This is a genomic window from Frankia sp. CeCAU1, assembly GCF_977971845.1.
The window spans coordinates 1-17,932 of sequence record NZ_CDWWXA010000023.1 but is presented as its reverse complement, the minus strand read 5'-3'; the positions used below and the strand labels follow the sequence as shown (position 1 = coordinate 17,932).

The 17,932-nt window shown below is 70.6% G+C and carries 19 protein-coding genes and 1 tRNA gene; 14 read left to right on the top strand and 6 right to left on the bottom strand.

The features are described 5' to 3' along the window. The 9 genes from AC08OO_RS06780 to ilvD all read left to right on the top strand — a co-directional run. On the top strand, nucleotides 1-363 hold a 363-nt coding region (locus AC08OO_RS06780), incomplete at its 5' end, for a hypothetical protein (RefSeq protein WP_476618329.1). Between the two features lie 250 nt (nucleotides 364-613). Then, nucleotides 614-940 carry a 30S ribosomal protein S6 gene (gene rpsF, locus AC08OO_RS06775; RefSeq protein ID WP_476608305.1) on the top strand — a complete coding sequence of 109 codons (327 nt, stop codon included), beginning with the start codon at nucleotides 614-616 and terminating at the stop codon, nucleotides 938-940. 63 nt (nucleotides 941-1,003) lie between these two features. Beyond that, nucleotides 1,004-1,603, top strand: coding sequence for a single-stranded DNA-binding protein (locus AC08OO_RS06770; protein ID WP_476618328.1), 600 nt, complete (start codon nucleotides 1,004-1,006; stop codon nucleotides 1,601-1,603). Between the two features lie 50 nt (nucleotides 1,604-1,653). Then, nucleotides 1,654-1,890 carry a 30S ribosomal protein S18 gene (gene rpsR, locus AC08OO_RS06765; RefSeq protein ID WP_011438874.1) on the top strand — a complete coding sequence of 79 codons (237 nt, stop codon included), beginning with the start codon at nucleotides 1,654-1,656 and terminating at the stop codon, nucleotides 1,888-1,890. 9 nt (nucleotides 1,891-1,899) lie between these two features. Then, complete coding sequence (rplI, locus tag AC08OO_RS06760) at nucleotides 1,900-2,346, top strand: 50S ribosomal protein L9 (RefSeq protein WP_011438873.1); 447 nt, start codon at nucleotides 1,900-1,902, stop codon at nucleotides 2,344-2,346. Between the two features lie 618 nt (nucleotides 2,347-2,964). Next, complete coding sequence (gene dnaB / locus AC08OO_RS06755) at nucleotides 2,965-4,323, top strand: replicative DNA helicase (protein WP_476608303.1); 1,359 nt, start codon at nucleotides 2,965-2,967, stop codon at nucleotides 4,321-4,323. Nucleotides 4,324-4,489: 166 nt separating this feature from the next. After that, nucleotides 4,490-4,834 carry an antibiotic biosynthesis monooxygenase family protein gene (locus AC08OO_RS06750; RefSeq protein ID WP_476611751.1) on the top strand — a complete coding sequence of 115 codons (345 nt, stop codon included), beginning with the start codon at nucleotides 4,490-4,492 and terminating at the stop codon, nucleotides 4,832-4,834. Nucleotides 4,835-4,860: 26 nt separating this feature from the next. After that, nucleotides 4,861-5,619, top strand: a complete 759-nt coding sequence (locus tag AC08OO_RS06745) for a hypothetical protein (RefSeq protein ID WP_476618327.1) — start codon at nucleotides 4,861-4,863, stop codon at nucleotides 5,617-5,619. 189 nt (nucleotides 5,620-5,808) lie between these two features. Next, a complete protein-coding gene (gene ilvD / locus AC08OO_RS06740) occupies nucleotides 5,809-7,662 on the top strand; it encodes a dihydroxy-acid dehydratase (protein WP_011438869.1) in 1,854 nt (617 codons plus the stop codon). Nucleotides 7,663-7,704: 42 nt separating this feature from the next. Here ilvD and egtD read toward each other — a convergent pair whose 3' ends face one another. Genes egtD through egtA form a run of 4 tightly spaced genes read right to left on the bottom strand, consistent with a single transcriptional unit; the run spans nucleotide 7,705 to nucleotide 12,525 of the window. Further along, the gene (egtD, locus tag AC08OO_RS06735) at nucleotides 7,705-8,784 is read right to left on the bottom strand and encodes an L-histidine N(alpha)-methyltransferase (protein ID WP_476607588.1); all 1,080 of its coding nucleotides are present in this window, start codon (nucleotides 8,782-8,784) and stop codon (nucleotides 7,705-7,707) included. Between the two features lie 43 nt (nucleotides 8,785-8,827). Beyond that, nucleotides 8,828-9,565 (bottom strand): ergothioneine biosynthesis protein EgtC, encoded by a 738-nt coding sequence (gene egtC, locus AC08OO_RS06730; protein ID WP_476611118.1) that lies wholly within the window; start codon nucleotides 9,563-9,565, stop codon nucleotides 8,828-8,830. 30 nt (nucleotides 9,566-9,595) lie between these two features. Beyond that, nucleotides 9,596-11,059, bottom strand: a complete 1,464-nt coding sequence (egtB, locus tag AC08OO_RS06725; protein WP_476611117.1) for an ergothioneine biosynthesis protein EgtB — start codon at nucleotides 11,057-11,059, stop codon at nucleotides 9,596-9,598. Next, nucleotides 11,041-12,525, bottom strand: coding sequence for an ergothioneine biosynthesis glutamate--cysteine ligase EgtA (gene egtA, locus AC08OO_RS06720; protein ID WP_476611116.1), 1,485 nt, complete (start codon nucleotides 12,523-12,525; stop codon nucleotides 11,041-11,043). Before egtA ends, egtB begins: the two co-directional genes overlap by 19 nt. Before the next feature lie 376 nt (nucleotides 12,526-12,901). Between egtA and AC08OO_RS06715 the strand changes: the two genes are divergently transcribed. After that, nucleotides 12,902-13,693, top strand: a complete 792-nt coding sequence (locus AC08OO_RS06715) for a nuclease-related domain-containing protein (RefSeq protein ID WP_476611115.1) — start codon at nucleotides 12,902-12,904, stop codon at nucleotides 13,691-13,693. A 101-nt stretch (nucleotides 13,694-13,794) separates the two neighbouring features. Then, nucleotides 13,795-13,941 carry a DLW-39 family protein gene (locus AC08OO_RS06710; RefSeq protein ID WP_035729042.1) on the top strand — a complete coding sequence of 49 codons (147 nt, stop codon included), beginning with the start codon at nucleotides 13,795-13,797 and terminating at the stop codon, nucleotides 13,939-13,941. A gap of 80 nt (nucleotides 13,942-14,021) precedes the next feature. Here AC08OO_RS06710 and AC08OO_RS06705 read toward each other — a convergent pair whose 3' ends face one another. After that, a complete protein-coding gene (locus tag AC08OO_RS06705; protein ID WP_476611114.1) occupies nucleotides 14,022-14,369 on the bottom strand; it encodes a molybdopterin oxidoreductase in 348 nt (115 codons plus the stop codon). Nucleotides 14,370-14,593: 224 nt separating this feature from the next. On the opposite strand from AC08OO_RS06705, the gene AC08OO_RS06700 reads away from it, so the two are divergent. The 3 genes from AC08OO_RS06700 (at nucleotide 14,594) to AC08OO_RS06690 (ending at nucleotide 17,111) form a co-directional block, all read left to right on the top strand. Beyond that, entirely contained in the window at nucleotides 14,594-15,448 is an 855-nt protein-coding gene (locus AC08OO_RS06700) for a maleylpyruvate isomerase family mycothiol-dependent enzyme (protein WP_476611113.1), read from the top strand. Nucleotides 15,449-15,635: 187 nt separating this feature from the next. After that, a complete protein-coding gene (locus AC08OO_RS06695) occupies nucleotides 15,636-16,700 on the top strand; it encodes a ParA family protein (RefSeq protein ID WP_476611112.1) in 1,065 nt (354 codons plus the stop codon). Between the two features lie 338 nt (nucleotides 16,701-17,038). Continuing rightward, nucleotides 17,039-17,111, top strand: a tRNA-Ala gene (locus AC08OO_RS06690). Between the two features lie 533 nt (nucleotides 17,112-17,644). Here AC08OO_RS06690 and AC08OO_RS06685 read toward each other — a convergent pair. Next, on the bottom strand, nucleotides 17,645-17,932 hold a 288-nt coding region (locus AC08OO_RS06685; protein WP_476618326.1), incomplete at its 5' end, for a hypothetical protein.

Here is a 17,932-nt window from a genome sequence, read left to right as displayed (position 1 = left end):
TTTGGAACTACGGGAGGCAATGCTGTGGACAGGCAGGATGTCCAGCCGGGTCAGCCCGAGCCCGGCACCGGGGACGTCGGCGGCGACCCGTCCGGGAGCGACCACGACTCTTCCCCGGGCGGCCACGGCGGTTCCGGGTCCGGGCGCGTCGGTCCGCAGCCGGCTGCCCGCATGCTCGCGGTGGTCGCGGTCGCCGCGGCGCTCGCGGTGCTCGTGTTCGCCCTCGCGGATCCCTCCCCCTCCCGGCACATGCGTGGCCTCCTGGTCACGGTGAACCTCGTCTGCCTCGCCGGGGTGTTCACGGCGTGGCTTCGCGTGGTTCTCGTGGTCGGGGCCGCCAGGGCCCCCGGGGGAATCGAGTAAGCTCGGCCGGACATGCCGTGCGCCGGTGTACGTGTGTCCATTCGCTGGTCCAGGCCGACCACTCGTCATGATTGGTCGGCGCGGCTCCGGGTGGCCCGCGTGCCCTGATGATCGTCCGGATGTGCTGACGGGCGGTTCCCTCCCAGATCCATCGCGTCGAGCACGTTCGAGACGGCACAGGTTCCGGTCGCGGTCCCTCCTGCCACGGAAGATCCGTGGCCGCCAGAGTCCACAGGAGGTGGGTTCAGCCTTGGCACGTCATTATGAGCTCATGGTGATCCTCGATGCTGACCTCGAGGAACGCACTGTCGCGCCCTCTCTCGACCAGTACCTCGGTGTCGTCCGTCAGGGCGGCGGCGTGGTGGAGAAGGTCGATGTCTGGGGCCGGCGCCGGCTCGCCTACGAGATCGCCAAGAGTCACGAAGGCATCTACGCCGTCATCGACCTGCATGCGGAGCCCGACGTCGTCGCCGAGCTCGACCGTCAGCTCGTCCTCAACGAGTCGGTCATCCGCACCAAGGTCATCCGGCTTCCAGAGCCGAAGAAGCCACGTCAGAGCCGCCGGGCGGCGGCATGATCCGGTCCGCGGCGACGGCAGTCCCCCTGCCGTCGTGGGCCGCCGATCTCCGGGAGAGTGCCCATGGCCGGTGAAACCGTCATCACCGTCGTCGGCAACCTAGCCAACGACCCCGAACTGAGGTTTACCCCGAACGGTGCCGCGGTCGCCAGCTTCACCGTCGCATCCACGCCGCGCACCCTCGACCGCCAGACCAACGAGTGGAAGGACGGCGAGGCGCTGTTCCTGCGCTGCTCCATCTGGCGCCAGGCGGCGGAGCACGTCGCCGAATCGCTGCAGAAGGGCGCTCGGGTCATCGTCACCGGCCGCCTCAAGCAGCGGTCGTTCGAGACCCGCGAGGGTGAGAAGCGCACCGTGATCGAGCTCGACGTCGACGAGATCGGTCCGAGCCTGCGCTACGCCACCGCCAAGGTCGTCAAGGCCGCGCGTGGCGGTGGCGGTGGTGGCGGCGGTTACGGGGGCGGCGGCGGTTACGGTGGCGGTGGCGGAGGCGGCTACGGCGCGCCTGCCGGCGCGCCCCCCGGCGCACCCCCCGGCGCACCTGCCGGTGTTCCCGCGGGCGTTCCGGCCGGCGGCGGCTACGGCGGCGGTAGTGGTGGAGCACCCATCGATGACCCCTGGTCGCAACCGGCCGGCGGCTACTCCGACGAGCCACCGTTTTGAGCGGCCGGTCGTCGTCCTCGCGAACGACACAACGAGGTAGGAGCACACCCATGGCCAAGGCGGCCGTGCGCAAGCCCAAGAAGAAGGTTTGCGTTTTCTGCAAGGACAAGGTCGACTACATCGACTTCAAGGACACTTCGCTGCTGCGCAAGTACATCTCCGACCGGGGTAAAATCCGGGCCCGTCGGGTGAGCGGTAACTGCAGCCAGCACCAGCGCGACGTGGCGACGGCGGTGAAGAACAGCCGCGAGATGGCGCTGCTGCCCTACACCGCCTCGGCCCGGTAAGGGGTGGCAATGAAGCTCATCCTGACCCAGGAGGTCCCCGGTCTCGGCAGCCCGGGTGACATTGTGGAGGTCGCGAACGGGTACGGGCGTAACTACCTCGTGCCCCGCCGGTACGCGATCCTCGCGACCAAGGGCGCGGAGCGTCAGGTCGAGCAGATCAAGCGGGCCCGGTCGGCCCGCGCGGTTCGTGATCTCGGGCACGCTCAGGAGATCGCCGGTCAGCTCGGTGGCCTCAAGGTCGAGCTGACCAGCCGGGCGGGCAAGGAAGGCCGCCTGTTCGGTTCCGTGACGGCGGCCGATGTGGTGGAGGCGGTGACCGCCGCGGGTGGCCCCGAGCTCGACCGGCGCCGCGTCGAGCTCACCACGCCGATCAAGTCCCTGGGCGCCTACACCGTCGCCGTGCATCTGCATCCCGAGGTGACCGCGACCGTGAAGCTCCAGGTCACGCAGGCCTGACCAGGGCAGGGCGGGCCTGATCGCGGCCGGATGGGCCCGAGGTCAGGCGGGTCTGACGGGGTGGCGGGTCTGACGGGGTGGCATCCGCCGTTTCTCCCGCTGTACCGCCGCGCTCGCTGTACGGGCTCCCCTGGCCGACCGTCTCAGGTGGTCGGCCAGGGGAGCCCGTTGTGCGTGGGGCAAGGGGCGACGACCAGATCCGAAACTTTTTCTCATCCACAGGGCACTCGGGATGCAGGCGCCTGCCAGCTAGGTTTCGTCGAGGTTGTGGTCTCGGGTGTCCACAGGTCTCCGGTTTCCGTCCCGATGTCCTCCCCAGGTTTCGGCCGGTTACCCACAGCTTTTCCACAAGGGCCTGTGGATAACTTTTTGGTGGGTGTACCCGCCGGTCCGTAAGGTCGGACCCTCCAGGCCGAGGAAGGTACTTCTAGCCTGATCGGGCCAGGTCTCCTTCGGTGACGCGGGCGGCGCCCGGCGAGAGGCTCACCGGGCGCAGCCCGTTCGGTCCCTGCTGGGAGCCCCGGCCGGTCGGGGGCGGAGCGGTTCGTTGACAGCGGTTCCGATCTGTACGAACATTCGTTCGAATGCGGGTCTACGAGAGTCCCGGGAGGGTGCGTCGTGAGCGTCACCGAGATCTCGCGTGGTTCCGGTGGGAGCGCAGAGTTCGACCGGACTCCCCCGCACGACCTGCCCGCTGAGCAGAGTGTGCTCGGCGGCATGCTGCTGTCGAAAGACGCCATCGCCGACGTTGTCGAGGTCCTGCGGACGGGTGACTTCTACCGTCCCGCGCACGGCCTCGTGTACGAGGTCATCGGCGATCTCTACGGCCGGGGGGAGCCTGCGGACGTCATCAGCGTCGCCGCCGAGCTCAGCCGTCGCGATCTGCTCGAACGGGTGGGCGGTCCGGCCTACATGCACACCCTCATCTCGAGCGTGCCCACCGCGGCCAACGCTGGGTACTACGCCCGTATCGTCGCGGAGAAGGCGATCCTGCGCCGCCTCGCGGAGGCCGGCACCCGCATCGTGCAGCTCGCCTACGGCGCGGCTCCGGACGTCAGCGACGTCGTCGACCGCGCCCAGGCGGCCGTGTACGAGGTGACCGAGCGCCGGGCGAACGAGGACTACCTGCCGCTGGGGGAGCTGCTCAACCCGGCGTTGGAGGAGATCGAGTCCATCCAGGGGCACGACGGTTCGCTGACCGGGGTGCCCACCGGTTTCGTCGACCTCGACGAGCTGACCAACGGCCTGCACGGCGGCCAGCTGTGGATCGTCGCGGCCAGGCCTGCCGTGGGCAAGTCGACCCTCGGCCTGGACTTCGCCCGGGCGGCGTCGATCAAGAACGGGATGGCGTCGGTCATCTTTTCGCTGGAGATGAGCCGCATGGAGATCACCATGCGGCTGTTGTCCGCCGAGGCGCGGGTGTCCCTGCAGAACATCCGCACGGGCCGGCTCACCGACGACGACTGGGGTCGCCTGGCCCGCCGGATAGGCGAGGTCGCGGAGGCCCCGCTGTTCATCGACGACAGCCCGCACCTGACGATGATGGAGGTCCGGGCGAAGGCCCGGCGGTTGAAGCAGCGCAACGAGCTGCGTCTGGTGATCCTCGACTACCTGCAGCTGATGTCGTCGCCCAAGAAGGTGGAGAACCGTCAGCAGGAGGTCAGCGAGATCTCGCGGTCGCTGAAGCTGCTCGCCAAGGAGCTCGACGTTCCGGTGGTCGCCATCTCCCAGCTCAACCGCGCCTCCGAGCAGCGGGCCGATAAGCGTCCCCAGGTCTCCGACCTGCGCGAGTCCGGAAGCCTGGAGCAGGACGCCGACGCGGTGATCCTGCTGTACCGGGAGGACACGGTCGAGAAGGAGTCGGCGCGCGCCGGCGAGGCGGACCTCATCATCGCCAAGCACCGCAACGGGCCAACTGGCACCGTCACCGTCGCCTTCCAGGGTCATTACTCACGGTTCGTCGACATGGCGAACTGAATTCTCGGCCCGGGAGCGGGACGAGGCCCACGGGTGGAGAGCGCCAGCGGCCCGGCGGCGGGCCGGGTGGGCGCCCGGGTGTGTTTGGCGTGGTCATGGTTCATGTTGGCGGACCGCAGATCTCCCGATGCTGCCAGACTGGGCGGTATGAGTTTCAGGATCATCCATGGCGAGTGAGAGGCGGGACGGCGGGCGGCCCGCCGGAGCGGTCCTCGAAGTTGCCCGGTTCGACATCAAACCGGGCAGCGAGGAGGATTTCGTCGCCGCGTATCACGGGGTGCGTGCGGAGCTCGTCGGCACGCCGGGCTGTCATTCCGCGCGGATGACCCGCGGGGTCGAGTCACCGTCGAGTTTCGTGCTGCTCGTCGAGTGGGACAGCCTGGACGCCCATCTGACGAACTTCCGGGAGTCGGAGCGGTTTGTCCGCTGGCGTGCCGCCCTCGGCCCGTACTTCGACGGCACCCCGACGGTGGCGCACAGCGCAGACGTCCCCGCTCCCGGCCCGGCCTGACCTCGACGACCGCCGGACCTCTGATCATGGCAGCGTTCCTCGGGTACCTGTTTTTCGCGCCGCTTACGGCGCTCTTCTTCGGTTTCCTCATCTGGCTGGTGCCGGCGATCCTGCTCCGGAACACGGACGTGGTGAGCCGGCTGAACCTGCGGCCCTTCGCGTTCTTCGTCACCGGCTACGTCTTCAGCGGGCTGATGGCCCTCTACCTGCTGGTGCTGGACGCCGGCCACGACGTCGCGCCGGCGGCCGGCGCCGTCGCATCCCTGGCCCTCCTCTGGGCTGTTCGGCGGCAGTGGCGCCGGCACCGGCCACTGGGCACGCGGCAGGTGGCGAGCAGGCGACGTGGCGGCCCGGTCCAGCCGGGGCAGCCGGTCCAGCCGGGTTACCCCGGCCCACCGGTGCCGTCGGGTTATCCGCATCAGCCCGGCCACCCGTACCCCCCCATGCCGCAGGCCGGGCCGGTCGCGAGAGGTCCATCCGGGTATCCCGAGACCGCCGGATATTCGCTTACGCGGCCGGATCAGCCCCGCCCGGGCGGGGGAGAAGACGGTCCGGGTGGGGGAGAAGACGGTCCGGGCGGGGCGGGTGATCCCGGTCGCCCCGGTCAGCCGGGGCATCAGCCGGGGCCCGCGGGTCATCGGGCGGCACCGGACGGCGGTCGCGGGGCCGGTCGGCGGATCGCCGGCTACCCCTGGGCCGTTCCGCCCAGTGGGCCCAGACCGGGGGGCCTACCACCCGGCGCGCCCCCGTCCCCGCCACCGGCCGAGGCGGACCCTGATTCCTGATCGCGGGTTCTTGATTTCTGGTCCGGTTCCTGGTCTCTGGCGCCTGATTCCGTCGCTCGTCGTTCGCCGCCCGGCCGGCGCGACACGGCAGGCTGGACCCGTCCGTGCGGTGGCGTACCGTCGTGTCATCGTCTGTCAGTGCCGGCGGTCCCCGCCAGCAGTGCCACTGGATTGATCTTCGAGGTCGAGATGCCCGCCCTGCGCTCCCGCACCACCACCCACGGCCGGAACATGGCCGGCGCCCGCGCCCTGTGGCGCGCGACCGGGATGACCGACGACGACTTTGGCAAGCCGATCGTCGCCGTGGCTAACAGCTTCACCGAGTTCGTCCCGGGGCATGTGCACTTGCGTAACCTTGGCTCGCTGGTGGCCGGGGCGGTGGCCGAGGCCGGTGGGGTGGCGCGCGAGTTCAACACCATTGCCGTGGACGACGGCATCGCGATGGGGCATGGCGGGATGCTCTACTCGCTGCCGTCCCGCGAGCTCATCGCCGACAGTGTCGAGTACATGGTGAACGCCCACTGCGCCGACGCCCTGGTCTGCATCTCCAACTGCGACAAGATCACCCCGGGGATGTTGCTCGCGGCACTGCGGCTGAACATCCCGACCGTGTTCGTCTCCGGTGGAGCGATGGAGTCGGGCAACGCGGTCATCTCCGGCGGCACGGCTCGGTCCAGGCTGGACCTCATCACCGCGATGTCGGCGGCGGTCAACCCGGACGTCTCGGACGGCGACCTGTCGACGATCGAGCGTTCGGCCTGCCCGACGTGTGGATCCTGCTCCGGCATGTTCACGGCGAACTCGATGAACTGCCTGACCGAGGCGATCGGGCTGTCTCTGCCCGGCAACGGGTCGACCCTGGCCACCGCCGCCGCCCGCCGTGAGCTGTTCGTCGAGGCCGGGCGCCTCGTGGTCGACTTGGCGCGGCGCTATTACGAGAAGGACGACGAGGCGGTCCTGCCCCGGTCGATCGCGACCGCCGCCGCCTTCCGTAACGCCTTCGCGGTCGATGTGGCAATGGGCGGTTCGACGAACACCGTGCTGCATCTGTTGGCCGCCGCCGTCGAGGCCGGCGTTGACGTCACCCTCGCCGACATCGACCAGATCTCCCGCACCGTCCCCTGCCTGTGCAAGGTGGCGCCGAGCTCCACCCGTTACTACATGGAGGACGTCCACCGGGCGGGCGGCATCCCCGCGATCCTCGGCGAGCTCGACCGGGCCGGGCTGCTCGACCCGGACCCGCACACGGTGCACTCCGCGAGCCTGCGCGAGTTCCTCGACCGCTGGGACGTCCGCGGCCCGAGCCCCTCGCCGGACGCGATCGAGCTGTTCCACGCGGCGCCGGGTGGCGTGCGCACGATCGAGCCGTTCAGCTCCACCAATCGGTGGGACACCCTCGACACCGACGCCAGGGACGGTTGCATCCGTTCGGTCGAGCACGCCTACTCCGCCGAGGGTGGGCTCGCGGTGCTGTTCGGCAACCTGGCCGTCGAGGGCGCCGTCGTGAAGACGGCCGGTGTGGACGAGGGCCAGTGGACCTTCCGCGGCCCGGCGCTCGTGGTCGAGAGCCAGGAAGAAGCGGTCGACGCCATCCTCACCGGGCGGGTCAAGGCCGGGAATGTGATCATCGTCCGCTACGAGGGCCCTCGCGGCGGTCCGGGGATGCAGGAGATGCTCTACCCCACCGCGTTCCTCAAGGGCCGCGGTCTCGGCCCGAAGTGCGCCCTGATCACCGACGGCCGGTTCTCCGGCGGGAGCTCCGGACTGTCGATCGGTCACGTCTCCCCGGAGGCGGCCCACGGCGGGACGATCGCCCTGGTCCGCGACGGGGACATCATCGAGATCGACATCCCGGCCCGCCGGCTGGAGCTCGTGGTCTCCGACGAGGAGCTGGCGAGCCGACGCGCGGCGCTGGAGGCGGCCGGCGGCTACCGTCCCACCGGGCGGGAACGGCCGGTGTCCATGGCGCTGCGGGCCTATGCGGCGATGGCGACCTCGGCCTCCACCGGTGCCGCGCGCGACGTCGGTCTGCTCGGCGGCTGATGAGGCGGCGTCCGGGCGGGCCCGGCTCGGACCGGGCCTGGCTCAGACCGGGACGGCGGAGGGGGCGGACGACGGCGTCGCGAGCGTCACGGCAAAATCCCCATCGGGATCCGTCCACTGCCGCGCCACCGCCCAGCCCGCCAGCGCAAGCTCCGAGGCGATGCCGTCCAGGGTGAACTTGGCGCTGATCTCGGTGAGGATCTCCTCGCCCGGTTGGAAATCGGCCGTGACGGCGAGGGTCGCGATCGAGACGCGCTGCTCCCGAACGGAACGTAGCCGCATCTCGATCCAGGAGTTCTCGGCGTTCCAGACCGCCACATGCGCGAATCCGCGGATGTCGAAGTCGCCCCCGAGCTCCCGGTTGATCACCGTCAGCACATTACGGTTGAAAGCGGCGGTGACCCCGGCACCGTCGTCGTACGCGGCGACGAGGCGGTCGACGTCCTTGACGAGGTCCGTTCCCAGCAGCAGGGCGTCGGAGCTCCCGGCCTGCTCGCGCAGCGTACGGAGGAGGTTCTGCCGCTGCGCAGGGCGCAGATTGCCGACCGTGCCGCCGAGGAAGGCGAGCAGCCGATGGCCACCTCGGGGCAACTGGTGCAGATGCCGTTCGAAGTCCCCGACCACGGCCGCCACGGAGAGCCCCGGGTAGGTGGTGAGGATTCCGCGACCTGCCCGCACCAGGGCCGCCTCGTCGACATCGAAGGGGATGAAACGGCGGAGGTTGCCGGCCGCCCGCAGTGCGTCGAGCAGCAGCCTGGTCTTGTCGGAGGTTCCCGATCCCAGCTCGACGAGGGTGTCGGCCGGACAGGCAGCCGCGATCTCGTCGGCGTAACTGACCAGGATGGCCCGTTCCCGCCGGGTCGGGTAGTACTCCGCCAACCGGGTGATCTTGTCGAACAGCATGCCGCCGGTGGTGTCGTAGAACCACTTCGGCGGCAGCTCGCGGGGGCTCGCGGTGAGGCCGGCGAGCACGTCGCGGGCCAGCGTGACGGCGCGATCCGACTCGTGCAGGTGGCGGTCGACGGAGAGGCCCGGGAACGGGATCTCCGCCGTGCCGTTCGCGCCCGTCCCCTCGGGGACGGCATCATCCGCTCGGGTGGTTGTCGGAGTCCTTGGTGTCATGGATGTACCCTCCATCAACGTGGTGCAACCCACGGTAACTGATCTAGGAGATCATGTTACGAAGAGTGACTTGGTGTGTGTCGGCTACCAGGAGGTGATGGTCCGGAACGTCCACCCAGCCCGGTTCGTCATCGTCTGGTTCGCTTGCGACCAGGATTCCATCCTTCTCCCTCCGGTATGACAGGCTGTCCCGCCAGGCGGTCGCCACGATCTGGGTTCCATCCACCACCAGCAGGTTCAGCCGGGCCCGCTCGCCCGAACCCGTCGCGTCCAGCGACAGCACGACCTCGGCGACCGCCTCGGCGAGCGGACGCTTCCCGGCGTGCTCCCACACCAGCGAGGCGAGCAGCGCGGAGTCGCACGTCGAGTCCGGGACCGGAGCGTCGGGCCGGTCGCGCAGCATCCGCCGGACGGCCACCGGGTCGACCCGGCCGTTGTGGCTGAGCAGCCGGTGGCCGTCGGTGAAGGGAGCCGTCGCGCTCTCTTCGATCGGCATGCCGACGGTGGCGCTACGCACGGCAGCCAGCACGCAGCCGGAGGCGACCGCGCCGGCGATCGAGGCGTACGAGGCGTCCGTCCACATCGGCACGGCCCGGCGGAACCGGGCCGGCGCCGCCCGCAGCGCCGGGGCGTACCAGCCGACTCCGAACCCGTCGGCGTTCACCGTGCCGTGGCGCATCCGCCTCGGCGACCACGACTGGCGCAGCAGGCTGTACGGACGCTCCAGGGTCAGCCCCGCCAGGGTCCGTGGCGTTCCGATCCAGGCGAGGTGCCGGCACACCGAGGTCTCCTTCGCACGCGTGCTCGTTCGTCACCCGGCGTCGCGGGCCAGCCGGAATCCGGCGAAGATCTGCCGGCGGATCGGGTAATCCCAGTTCCGGAACGTGGCGCGGACGGCGACGGCGTCCGTCGCCCAGCTGCCCCCGCGCAGGACGCGGAAGGACGACTCCCGCCCGGCCTTCGGGAAGAAGACCTCGCTGTACTCCCGGTAGGGATAAGACGCGAAGCCCGGGTACGGCGTGAACCCGCTCGCCGTCCATTCCCAGACGTCCCCGATCATCTGTTCGGCTCCGCAGGGACTCGCGCCCGCGGGATAGGCCCCCAGCGGGGCCGGGCCGCTCGTCCAGTTGCCCAGATTGGCACGCTCCGGAGTCGGATCGGTGTCTCCCCACGGATACCGCCGTGAACGTCCGGTGACCGGGTCGTAGGCGGCGGCCTTCTCCCACTCGGCCTCGGTCGGCAGCCGCCTGCCGGCCCAGCGGGCATGCGCCTCGGCCTCGTACCAGCACACGTGCTGGACCGGCTCGTCGAGGGGAACCGGCTCGACCCGGCCGAACCGGCGGCGCAGCCAGGTGCCGCCCTCGCGCCACCAGAACGCGGGCGCGCTCAGGCCCTCCGTCTGGCGCCATTCCCATCCCGCCGCCGACCAGAGCCGCTCGTCGTCGTATCCGCCGGCGTCGATGAAGGCGACCTGCGCCCGGTTGGAGACGGGGAGGGTGTCGATCCAGAACGCGGGGAGGTGGACGCGGTGGGCGGGACCCTCGTTGTCGAAGGCCCAGGGATGGATACTGGTGCCGAGGGTGAACTCGCCGCCCGGCACGAGGACCTCCGGCCGCGGCACCCGGCGGCCGGGCGGTGGCGCCGCGCCGGGAGCAAGTACCGGCGGTCCCTGGCGGAGCTGGTGCGTGGCGAGCATTGTCTCGTCGTGCATGTGCTCGTGCTGCACGACCATGCCGTAGACGAAGCCGTCGGCGAGCAGCCGTTCCCGCTCCGGTACGGCAGTGGTTTCCGCGCCTGCGCCAGCCATCGGTCCGAACCGGTCGGGTCCGAACCGGTCGAGGAGGTCGAGAGTGCGGCCGCGGACCTCGTGCAGGTACGCCCTGGTCTCGGCGGGGCCGAGCAGGGCCAGCCGGCTGCGGCTCGCGCGGCTGTGCCGGAACGCGTCGTAGATGTCGTCGAGCCCCGGCCGCGTCCCGGTGCCGCCGGCCAGCGCGCGCACCAGCCAGAGATCCTCGTAGTTGCCGACGTGGGCGAGGTCCCAGACCAGCGGGGACATCAGCGGCGAGTGCTGGCGGAGGAGATCCTCCGCGGCGATGTCGGTGTACGTGAGTGAACGCTGGCGTGCGGTCCGCAGGGCGTCGGCGACGGTGTCGGCGGTGATCGGCTTCGTATCCTGGTCGGCGGCGGTCTCCTGGTCGGCGGCGGTCTCCCGGTCGGCCTGGGCGGCTGGGGATGCCAGGGATGCCGGGGACCGGGTCAGACGAGTGAGACGCACCGGTGGGCCTCCTCACGCAGCAGACCGGCCGGGCCGATCGCGAGAAGTCGTTCGGTCAGTTCGTCGGCCGGACATCGGCCGCGGTCGAGGTAGCGTCCGGCGAACGACTCGACCGTCTCGGCGAGATCGGTCGCGCCGCCGCGGCGCAGGGCGCTCACGGCCAGGTCGACGCAGCGCACCGCCGCGCGTCGCAGGGGCTCGTCGGCCATGCCGAGCATCGCCGCGGCCGGCCAGCGATGCGCGACGGCCAGGCACGCCTCGAACGCTCCGTCCGCGGCGACCGGGTCGTCAAGCAGTACCGTCGGCATCGCGACGGCAGCCTGCCAGCCGTCACCCGGCTGCGCGTCGAGGTAGCGCAGTTCCCACCAGCCACGCGGTCGGACCGGGGGGAACACCGTGGTCGCATGGTAGGAGAGATCCTCGCGGGTCGGGGGACGGGTGACCGGGCCGCGGCCGGCGAGCCAGTCCCCGAAGGTTGAGTCGTCCCGGACCGGGATGAAATGATGATCGTCTTCGGGGTTGCCGGCTCCGGCGGGATTCTCGACCATCATCAGCTTGGCGTCGAGCAGGTACCGCGCCCACAGGTCGACGAGATCGGGCTCGGTGTCGCCGGACCCCGGGGCCGTGAGAGCGGCCGCGACGGGCCGGGTTCGGCTCGCGTCGATGCCGTCCCACACCGCCTGGCGGGTCGACCGCCATCCGGTCCGGCGGCCGGCGTACGCGGGTGAGGCGGCGAACAGGGCGGTGAGGACCGGGCCGAGAGCGTGGACGAGTTGGAACCGCCGCGCCGCTTCGGCAGGCGAGCCGCCGAGGTCCAGGTTGACCTGGACGGAGGCGGTCGAGTACATCATCACCGTGCCGGACGCCCCGCCCCCGGTCCGGAAATGCTCCTCCATCGCCGCGTACCGGGACGCGCTGGTCTGCCGCATCCCGACGCGCAGGGGATCGACCCCCATGCCGACGAGGGCCAGGCCGTCGACCGCCAGGGCGGAGCGGACCAGGTTCAGATCGGCGGAGCTCGCCCGCACGGCCGCGGTGAGCTCGGCCGGCGGCCCGGACAGCTCCAGCTGGCCGCCGGGCTCGAAGGTGATGCGGCTGCCCCCGGGCAGGACCGGCCCGCCGGGACCCGGGGTGGTCCCGGGAATCCGGGCGAGGGACGCCAGCGTGCGGGCCGGCGGGATCAGACAGTGGACTGCCTGCGTGTCGACGATCAGCCACTCCGTCTCGATGCCGACGCATCTTCCCGGTACCGTCGGGCCGCCGTTCCCCCGGGTGTCCTTGCGGTCGTTCCCGCGGTCGTTCCCGTAGGCCGCCTCATCGCCTGTCCCGTGGACCGGCGTGACGCAGCCGGCCGCGAAGGCCCATACCTGGTCGGTGTCGATCGCCCGCCGCTGTGGCTGTGAGTGATGGTGTGGTGGCTGCGGCTCGTCATTCCGGATCCCCTCGGGTGTCACGTGGCGTGGCATCCTGTGGCTCCTCTCCGGCACTGCAACTGTTCGACACCGCGCCCGACGGCGGCCTCCGGTGGGTTCTCCCCTGCGCCGCCGGCCCCCTACCCGGCCGCCGTACCCGGTGTCGCCTCGGCCGTCTCGCCGATGGGTGGTATAGATGTGTTTTCAACGTGCTTCTCCCTCGCATATTCCACGCCTTTGACCCTGTCGCTGTTGTGTATTCGATGGAATGGTGACCGGGACGGACCGGGAGTCGGCAGCGCGCCGTGATTGACTGACAGCGGAGCCGGTTCCGGACCCGGAGACAACGCCGAGCGCAACGGCGTCGTGACGGCGCCGGGAGGTGGTGACCGCGGACGTGTCCGATCGGCAGTCAGCGGGACGTTCGGCCATGGCCGAGTACCTGCGGCGCAAGCAGCTCTACGTCGCCGAGCGCAGCGATCATAAACGGCGGGCGATGGCCGTCGCCGGGGCCACGGCGGGTGCCGTCACCCTCGTCGTCGCCGTGGTCATCCTCCTGGTCGGGCTGCCCGCGCTCGTGGCCGTGCAGCTTGCGATCATCTCGGCCGTCGTGGTGGTCCTCGTCGCGGCGACCCGGTTTCTCCGGTCCCCGCCGGAGATCGAGGCCTGGCGCGAGGACGCGGAGGCCGAACGCAGCACCGCACGGGCGTTGGACCGTCTGGCCCGGGCCGGCTACACTGTCCTGCACGACCGTGCGCTGGCCGACTCGGCCGGCAATATCGACCATCTCGTCATCGGGCCATCCGGGGCCTGGGTGATCGAGACTGACGCCCATCCGGGACCGATCCGCCAGAACACCGCCGGGGTCTGGGCCGGCAAGGTTCCATTGCGGGCGATGCTGGGGCTGGTCGCGTGGATGGGCGAGGAGGCCACCGCGCAGCTCCTCGCGGAACTGCCGGCGGGCTGGCAGCTGGAGGTCCAGCCGGTCGTAGCCTTCGCCCGCGCGGATCTTCCCGCCGGCTTGGCCCTCGTCGAGGGCGTGCTGTTGCTGCCCACCACCGGGGTGGCCGACTACGTGCTCTCCGCCGGGGTCGTGCTTCGGCCCATCGACGTGGCGATGCTGGTCGACGTGGCCGGGCGGGTGTTCCCGGCCTGTGCGGTGTCGGGACCCCCGCCGTCCTGGCCGGCCCGATCCCGGCTGCGTGGCCTGCTGCGGCGTTGATCGGCTCGCAGTGACGTTGATCAGGACGATGCGACCCGGTCCGGCCACGGTGCCGGCGGGCGGGATACCGTTGGGTGAAGGTGGCCTACGAAGGAGACGAGATGGTTCGCAAGGTGACCGTGCTGGCTCTACTGGCGAGCGCCGGAGCCGCGCTGACCGCCGTCCGGCGCCGCGGCAGGGGCAAGGAGGAGATCGACCTCTGGCGGGAGGCGACCTCCGCGGCGGGCGCCCCGGCCGGCGGGCGCTGAGGTCCGCGGCAAGGCCGGGCTGCCACCCCGGCCCGAGGTGGCCCGAGGTGTCAGCCCGTCAAAGCTTCCAGCTCAGGGCCTCAGAGCTCGACTAGGCCCACGTCGACGACCAGGGTGCCGACCAGCCCGGCCGGGGCGGCGAGGTGCAGCTCGATGTGCGTCTCCGGTACCAAATCCTCGACGACGCGCAGCGGCACGTGGATTGAACCCCGCGCTCCGATCGGGAAGAAGCGCATGGGAATCCCGTTCCGCAGGAGGATCGGGCAGATCAGCTCGTCCGTCGAGTTACCGCCCCGAAAGTAGAGCGGCTGGGCGGTGATGCCGGCTGGGACGACGTAGCTGAACGACGAGCCAAGCGAAATCGGAACATCCAGACCTTTGCCCTCGAAGGGGACAATGCCCTGCAGGAAGCGAGGAGTCGTGAACATCCGCTCATCCTTCCGTCGGGTATCCGTGTGCATACTTTCCGTATCTTCCTCGGGGTATTTTCGCTCGGAGCTGTTTCCACCGCGTTACGTCGGCCATCGAGGGAGCGTCGGGCGCGACCTGGATCTTGAGCGTGGAGTGTGCCGACTATAAGGAATCTGCGGGTAAAGACGCTGGCAGGAGGCTTGACCTGGCGTGTGGTGGCGTGGGGAGGCACCGTAGAACCATGACCACCCCGACCTCGTCTCGACCGTCCGACGCCCTCGTTCCCGGCGCGGGAGCCGATGCCGGCCCCGGGGCGGGCGTGAGCATCGCCCAGGAGTCGAGCATCGACACGTCGCCGCCGTCCGGTCCCTCCTACCTCCCCTCGGTGGTTCCGCACGATCGGCTCGCCGGATGCGCGGCGGCCCATCGGCGTCTGCTGGAGGTGGCCGGCAGGCCCGACGACGTCGTCGTGCGCCGTCCGTCGGGCCTGCCGGGCTGGACGGTCGGTCACCTGCTCACTCACCTGGCCCGCAACGCGGACGGTCACACCGGCATGGTCGAAGCCGCCCGGGCCGGTGGGATCCGGGCCCAGTACCCCGGGGGCGCGCGGCAGCGGGAGGACGGCATCGCCGCCGGTCGCGATCTGCCCGCCGCGCACGTCCGCGACGACCTGGTGGCCGCGGTGACCCGGCTGGAGCGGGCCTGGGACGGCGTGCAGGTCGACGTCTGGCGCACGGGTCTCGGGCACACCGCCACCTATGGCCTGATGACCCTTGCCGATCTGGTCTTCCTCCGCTGGCGGGAGACCGAGATACACCTCGTCGACCTCGATCTTGCCGATCTCGGCGGTCCCGGCTGGGCGGACCTGGGCCCGGCCTACGTCCAGGCCGAATGGGAGTGGACCCTGCGCGGGCTGCCGGCCCGAGTACCCCCGGAGATCACCGTCGTGCTGGCGCCGGGGGACCGGCCGTCGACCGCCGTCGGTCGCGGGCAGCGGCGCGTGGTCGTCGACGCGCCTACCAGGCCGACGCTGCGCTGGCTCGCCGGCCGGGACCCGGGCCGGCCGGACTGGCCCACCCTCGCCCCCTGGGCCTGACCGGCGCTTTCTCGGACTGACCGGCCGGCCGCTCGGTGTCCCGGGCCGGGGGCCGGCAGGACCCGCGACGGGGCGGGCTTCTTCTGAGGTTTCCGGCTAGCGCGACAATGTCTGCCGTGTTGGACAACAGGGACGACTGGGGTGAGGCGGCGCGCGGGCGACGCGGGGACCGCGGCCGGGGCTTTTCATGATCACGATGGCCTTGTTCAACAACAAGGGCGGCGTCGGTAAGACGACCCTCGCCTACCACCTGGCGCACATGCTGCAGCGCATGGGTCACCGGGTGCTCGCGGTCGATCTCGATCCGCAGGCGAACCTGACCGCCCAGTTCCTCGACGAGGACGAGCTGACCCAGCTGTGGGAGGAGCCGGCGGTCACCGCGTCGTCCGCGCCGAAGTCCATCATCGACCTCGACGTGCGCCCGGTTCGGATCGTCCCCGGTACGGGGACGATGGCGACGGCGATCGGGCCAATCATGGAGGGGGTCGGGGACGTCACGCTCTTCGATCCGGTGACGATCGAGGACGGTCTGTGGCTGCTGCCCGGCGACGTCGAGCTGAGCGTCTTCGAGGACCGGCTGTCGGCCGCCTGGCCGAACAGCTTCCTCGGCAAGGACATCGCGGCGCTGCGTACGACGACGGCTTTGCACCGGGTCATCGACCATGGTGCCCGCTCGGTCGGCGCCGAGATCGTGCTCATCGACGTGGGGCCCAATCTGGGGGCCATCAACCGGGCCGCGCTGCTGTCCGCCGACACCGTGCTCATGCCACTGACGGCGGACCTGTTCTCGCTGCGAGGGCTGCGCAACCTCGGCCCCACACTGCGGGAGTGGCGTTCCACCTGGCAGGGCATGGTGCTGCCGAAGATTCCCGAGCGTATCTCGGCTCCGCGCGGGCTGATGATGCCGATCGGGTACATCGTGATGCAGCCGCCGACGCGGACCGACCGGCCGGCGAAGGCGCACGACCGGTGGCTCGACCGGATTCCCGAGGTGTTCGCGACCTCGGTGCTCACCAGCGGGAACCCCGGACCGCATGACCGTTCCTTCGAGATCGCCACCCTGGGGCACTACGCGAACCTGATCCCGCTGGCGCACGACGCCCGTAAGCCGATGTTCGAGCTGCGGGCCGGAGACGGCGCGCTCGGCGGTACGCAGAGCGCGGTGCGGCGCTGCTACTCCGACTTCCGGGATCTCGCGGTCAAGGTGCGGGAGCGGCTGGCCTTCATCGATCCGACCCTGCGCCGGTCCTGACCGACGGGCCTCGCGGCCGGTGCCGGCACGGCCGTAGCCGTAGCCGTAGCCATCGCCGACGGCGGCGTCGGCGTCGGCGGGCCGGTTATCCACAGGGTGGCGATTGGGGGAGCTGCGGCCCGGTTATCCACAGGGCTCCCGCGGGGCACGATGGTCGTAGGCGGGCACTGTGATCGCCGGAAGACCGGATCAACCCGGGCATCGGTGTCCCCCATGGTTCCCGGGTGGTTCCCGTGCCGGACCAACGTCCGAGGAGACCGTCATGCCGTACGCTTGTGAAGCGCTTCGCCGCGGTGGTCATCGTCGGGTGGTTCCGTCCCGGCCGGAGCGCGTCCCTCGGGGGCGTAGCTCAATTGGCAGAGCACTGCCTTTGCAAGGCAGGGGTTAGGGGTTCGAGTCCCCTCGTCTCCACGCGCAGGCTTCGGCTGCTTGCCGATCTTTGATCGGCTGCGCCATCGGCCGTTATGCCTGCCCGGGGGCGACCCCCGGACCCCCGAGTGTCGGGCTTCGCCCGACCTGGCGGGGGCTGGGTTGTTCGTTATGTAACCAACCGTGTAGCCGAACGGCTTTGGCGGTGCTCTCCGCCCGGGTTATCCACAGCCGTCCCGCGGAGGAAGGCGTCCATGGCCTCGGCGGCGGCGTGCAGATGTTCGGGGAGCGCGTGGCCGTAGCGCTCCATCGTCATCCATGATGTTGTGTGCCCGAAGAACTCCATCACGGTCCGAGGTTCGACGCCGGCGGTCAGGAGGAACGTCCTTCCTGGTCTCGGTCGCTCAGCGGGAGGAGAAGGGATCCGACGTCAATGTCGCCTCCCACCTCCTGCTCGACCTGCTGCACAAGCGGATCACCGCCGCCGTCGTGATCAGCAACGACAGCGATCTCGCCTTTCCTGGGGCGCAGGCCCGCGACCTTGTCCCCGTCGGAGTCGTCAACCCCAGCAAGGGCTACACCGCCGGTGCGCTGCGAGGAGCGCCGAACACCGGTGTCGGCCGGCACTGGTGGTACAACCTGCGCGCGGCTGACCTCCCGCGACGCCGTTCGACTTCCGCGCCGACCCGGGGGATCTTGCGGCGTACGCGCTCCCCGAAGGCGGGCGGGTGCCCGGCATTGAGGGAGGCGTCGCTCCAGGTCTCCGCGCCGTCGAGGTGGTAGGCGCGCAGGACCGTCCACTCGTCGGTGCTGAACCTCGCGCGGGCGTGCTGGATCCTCGGGTCCTCGTACTCGCTCGGCAG

Excerpts from the sequence above, each read along its gene's own strand:
- rpsR (WP_011438874.1), top strand. The coding sequence starts at position 1,654 with ATGGCCAAGGCGGCCGTGCGCAAGCCCAAGAAGAAGGTTTGCGTTTTC.
- AC08OO_RS06710 (WP_035729042.1), top strand. The coding sequence starts at position 13,795 with ATGGTTCGCAAGGTGACCGTGCTGGCTCTACTGGCGAGCGCCGGAGCC.
- AC08OO_RS06750 (WP_476611751.1), top strand. The coding sequence starts at position 4,490 with ATGGCGAGTGAGAGGCGGGACGGCGGGCGGCCCGCCGGAGCGGTCCTC.
- AC08OO_RS06700 (WP_476611113.1), top strand. The coding sequence starts at position 14,594 with ATGACCACCCCGACCTCGTCTCGACCGTCCGACGCCCTCGTTCCCGGC.
- ilvD (WP_011438869.1), top strand. The coding sequence starts at position 5,809 with ATGCCCGCCCTGCGCTCCCGCACCACCACCCACGGCCGGAACATGGCC.
- egtA (WP_476611116.1), bottom strand. The coding sequence starts at position 12,525 with ATGCCACGCCACGTGACACCCGAGGGGATCCGGAATGACGAGCCGCAG.
- egtD (WP_476607588.1), bottom strand. The coding sequence starts at position 8,784 with ATGACACCAAGGACTCCGACAACCACCCGAGCGGATGATGCCGTCCCC.
- AC08OO_RS06705 (WP_476611114.1), bottom strand. The coding sequence starts at position 14,369 with ATGTTCACGACTCCTCGCTTCCTGCAGGGCATTGTCCCCTTCGAGGGC.
- AC08OO_RS06770 (WP_476618328.1), top strand. The coding sequence starts at position 1,004 with ATGGCCGGTGAAACCGTCATCACCGTCGTCGGCAACCTAGCCAACGAC.
- AC08OO_RS06745 (WP_476618327.1), top strand. The coding sequence starts at position 4,861 with ATGGCAGCGTTCCTCGGGTACCTGTTTTTCGCGCCGCTTACGGCGCTC.
- AC08OO_RS06715 (WP_476611115.1), top strand. The coding sequence starts at position 12,902 with ATGGCCGAGTACCTGCGGCGCAAGCAGCTCTACGTCGCCGAGCGCAGC.
- AC08OO_RS06695 (WP_476611112.1), top strand. The coding sequence starts at position 15,636 with ATGATCACGATGGCCTTGTTCAACAACAAGGGCGGCGTCGGTAAGACG.
- rplI (WP_011438873.1), top strand. The coding sequence starts at position 1,900 with ATGAAGCTCATCCTGACCCAGGAGGTCCCCGGTCTCGGCAGCCCGGGT.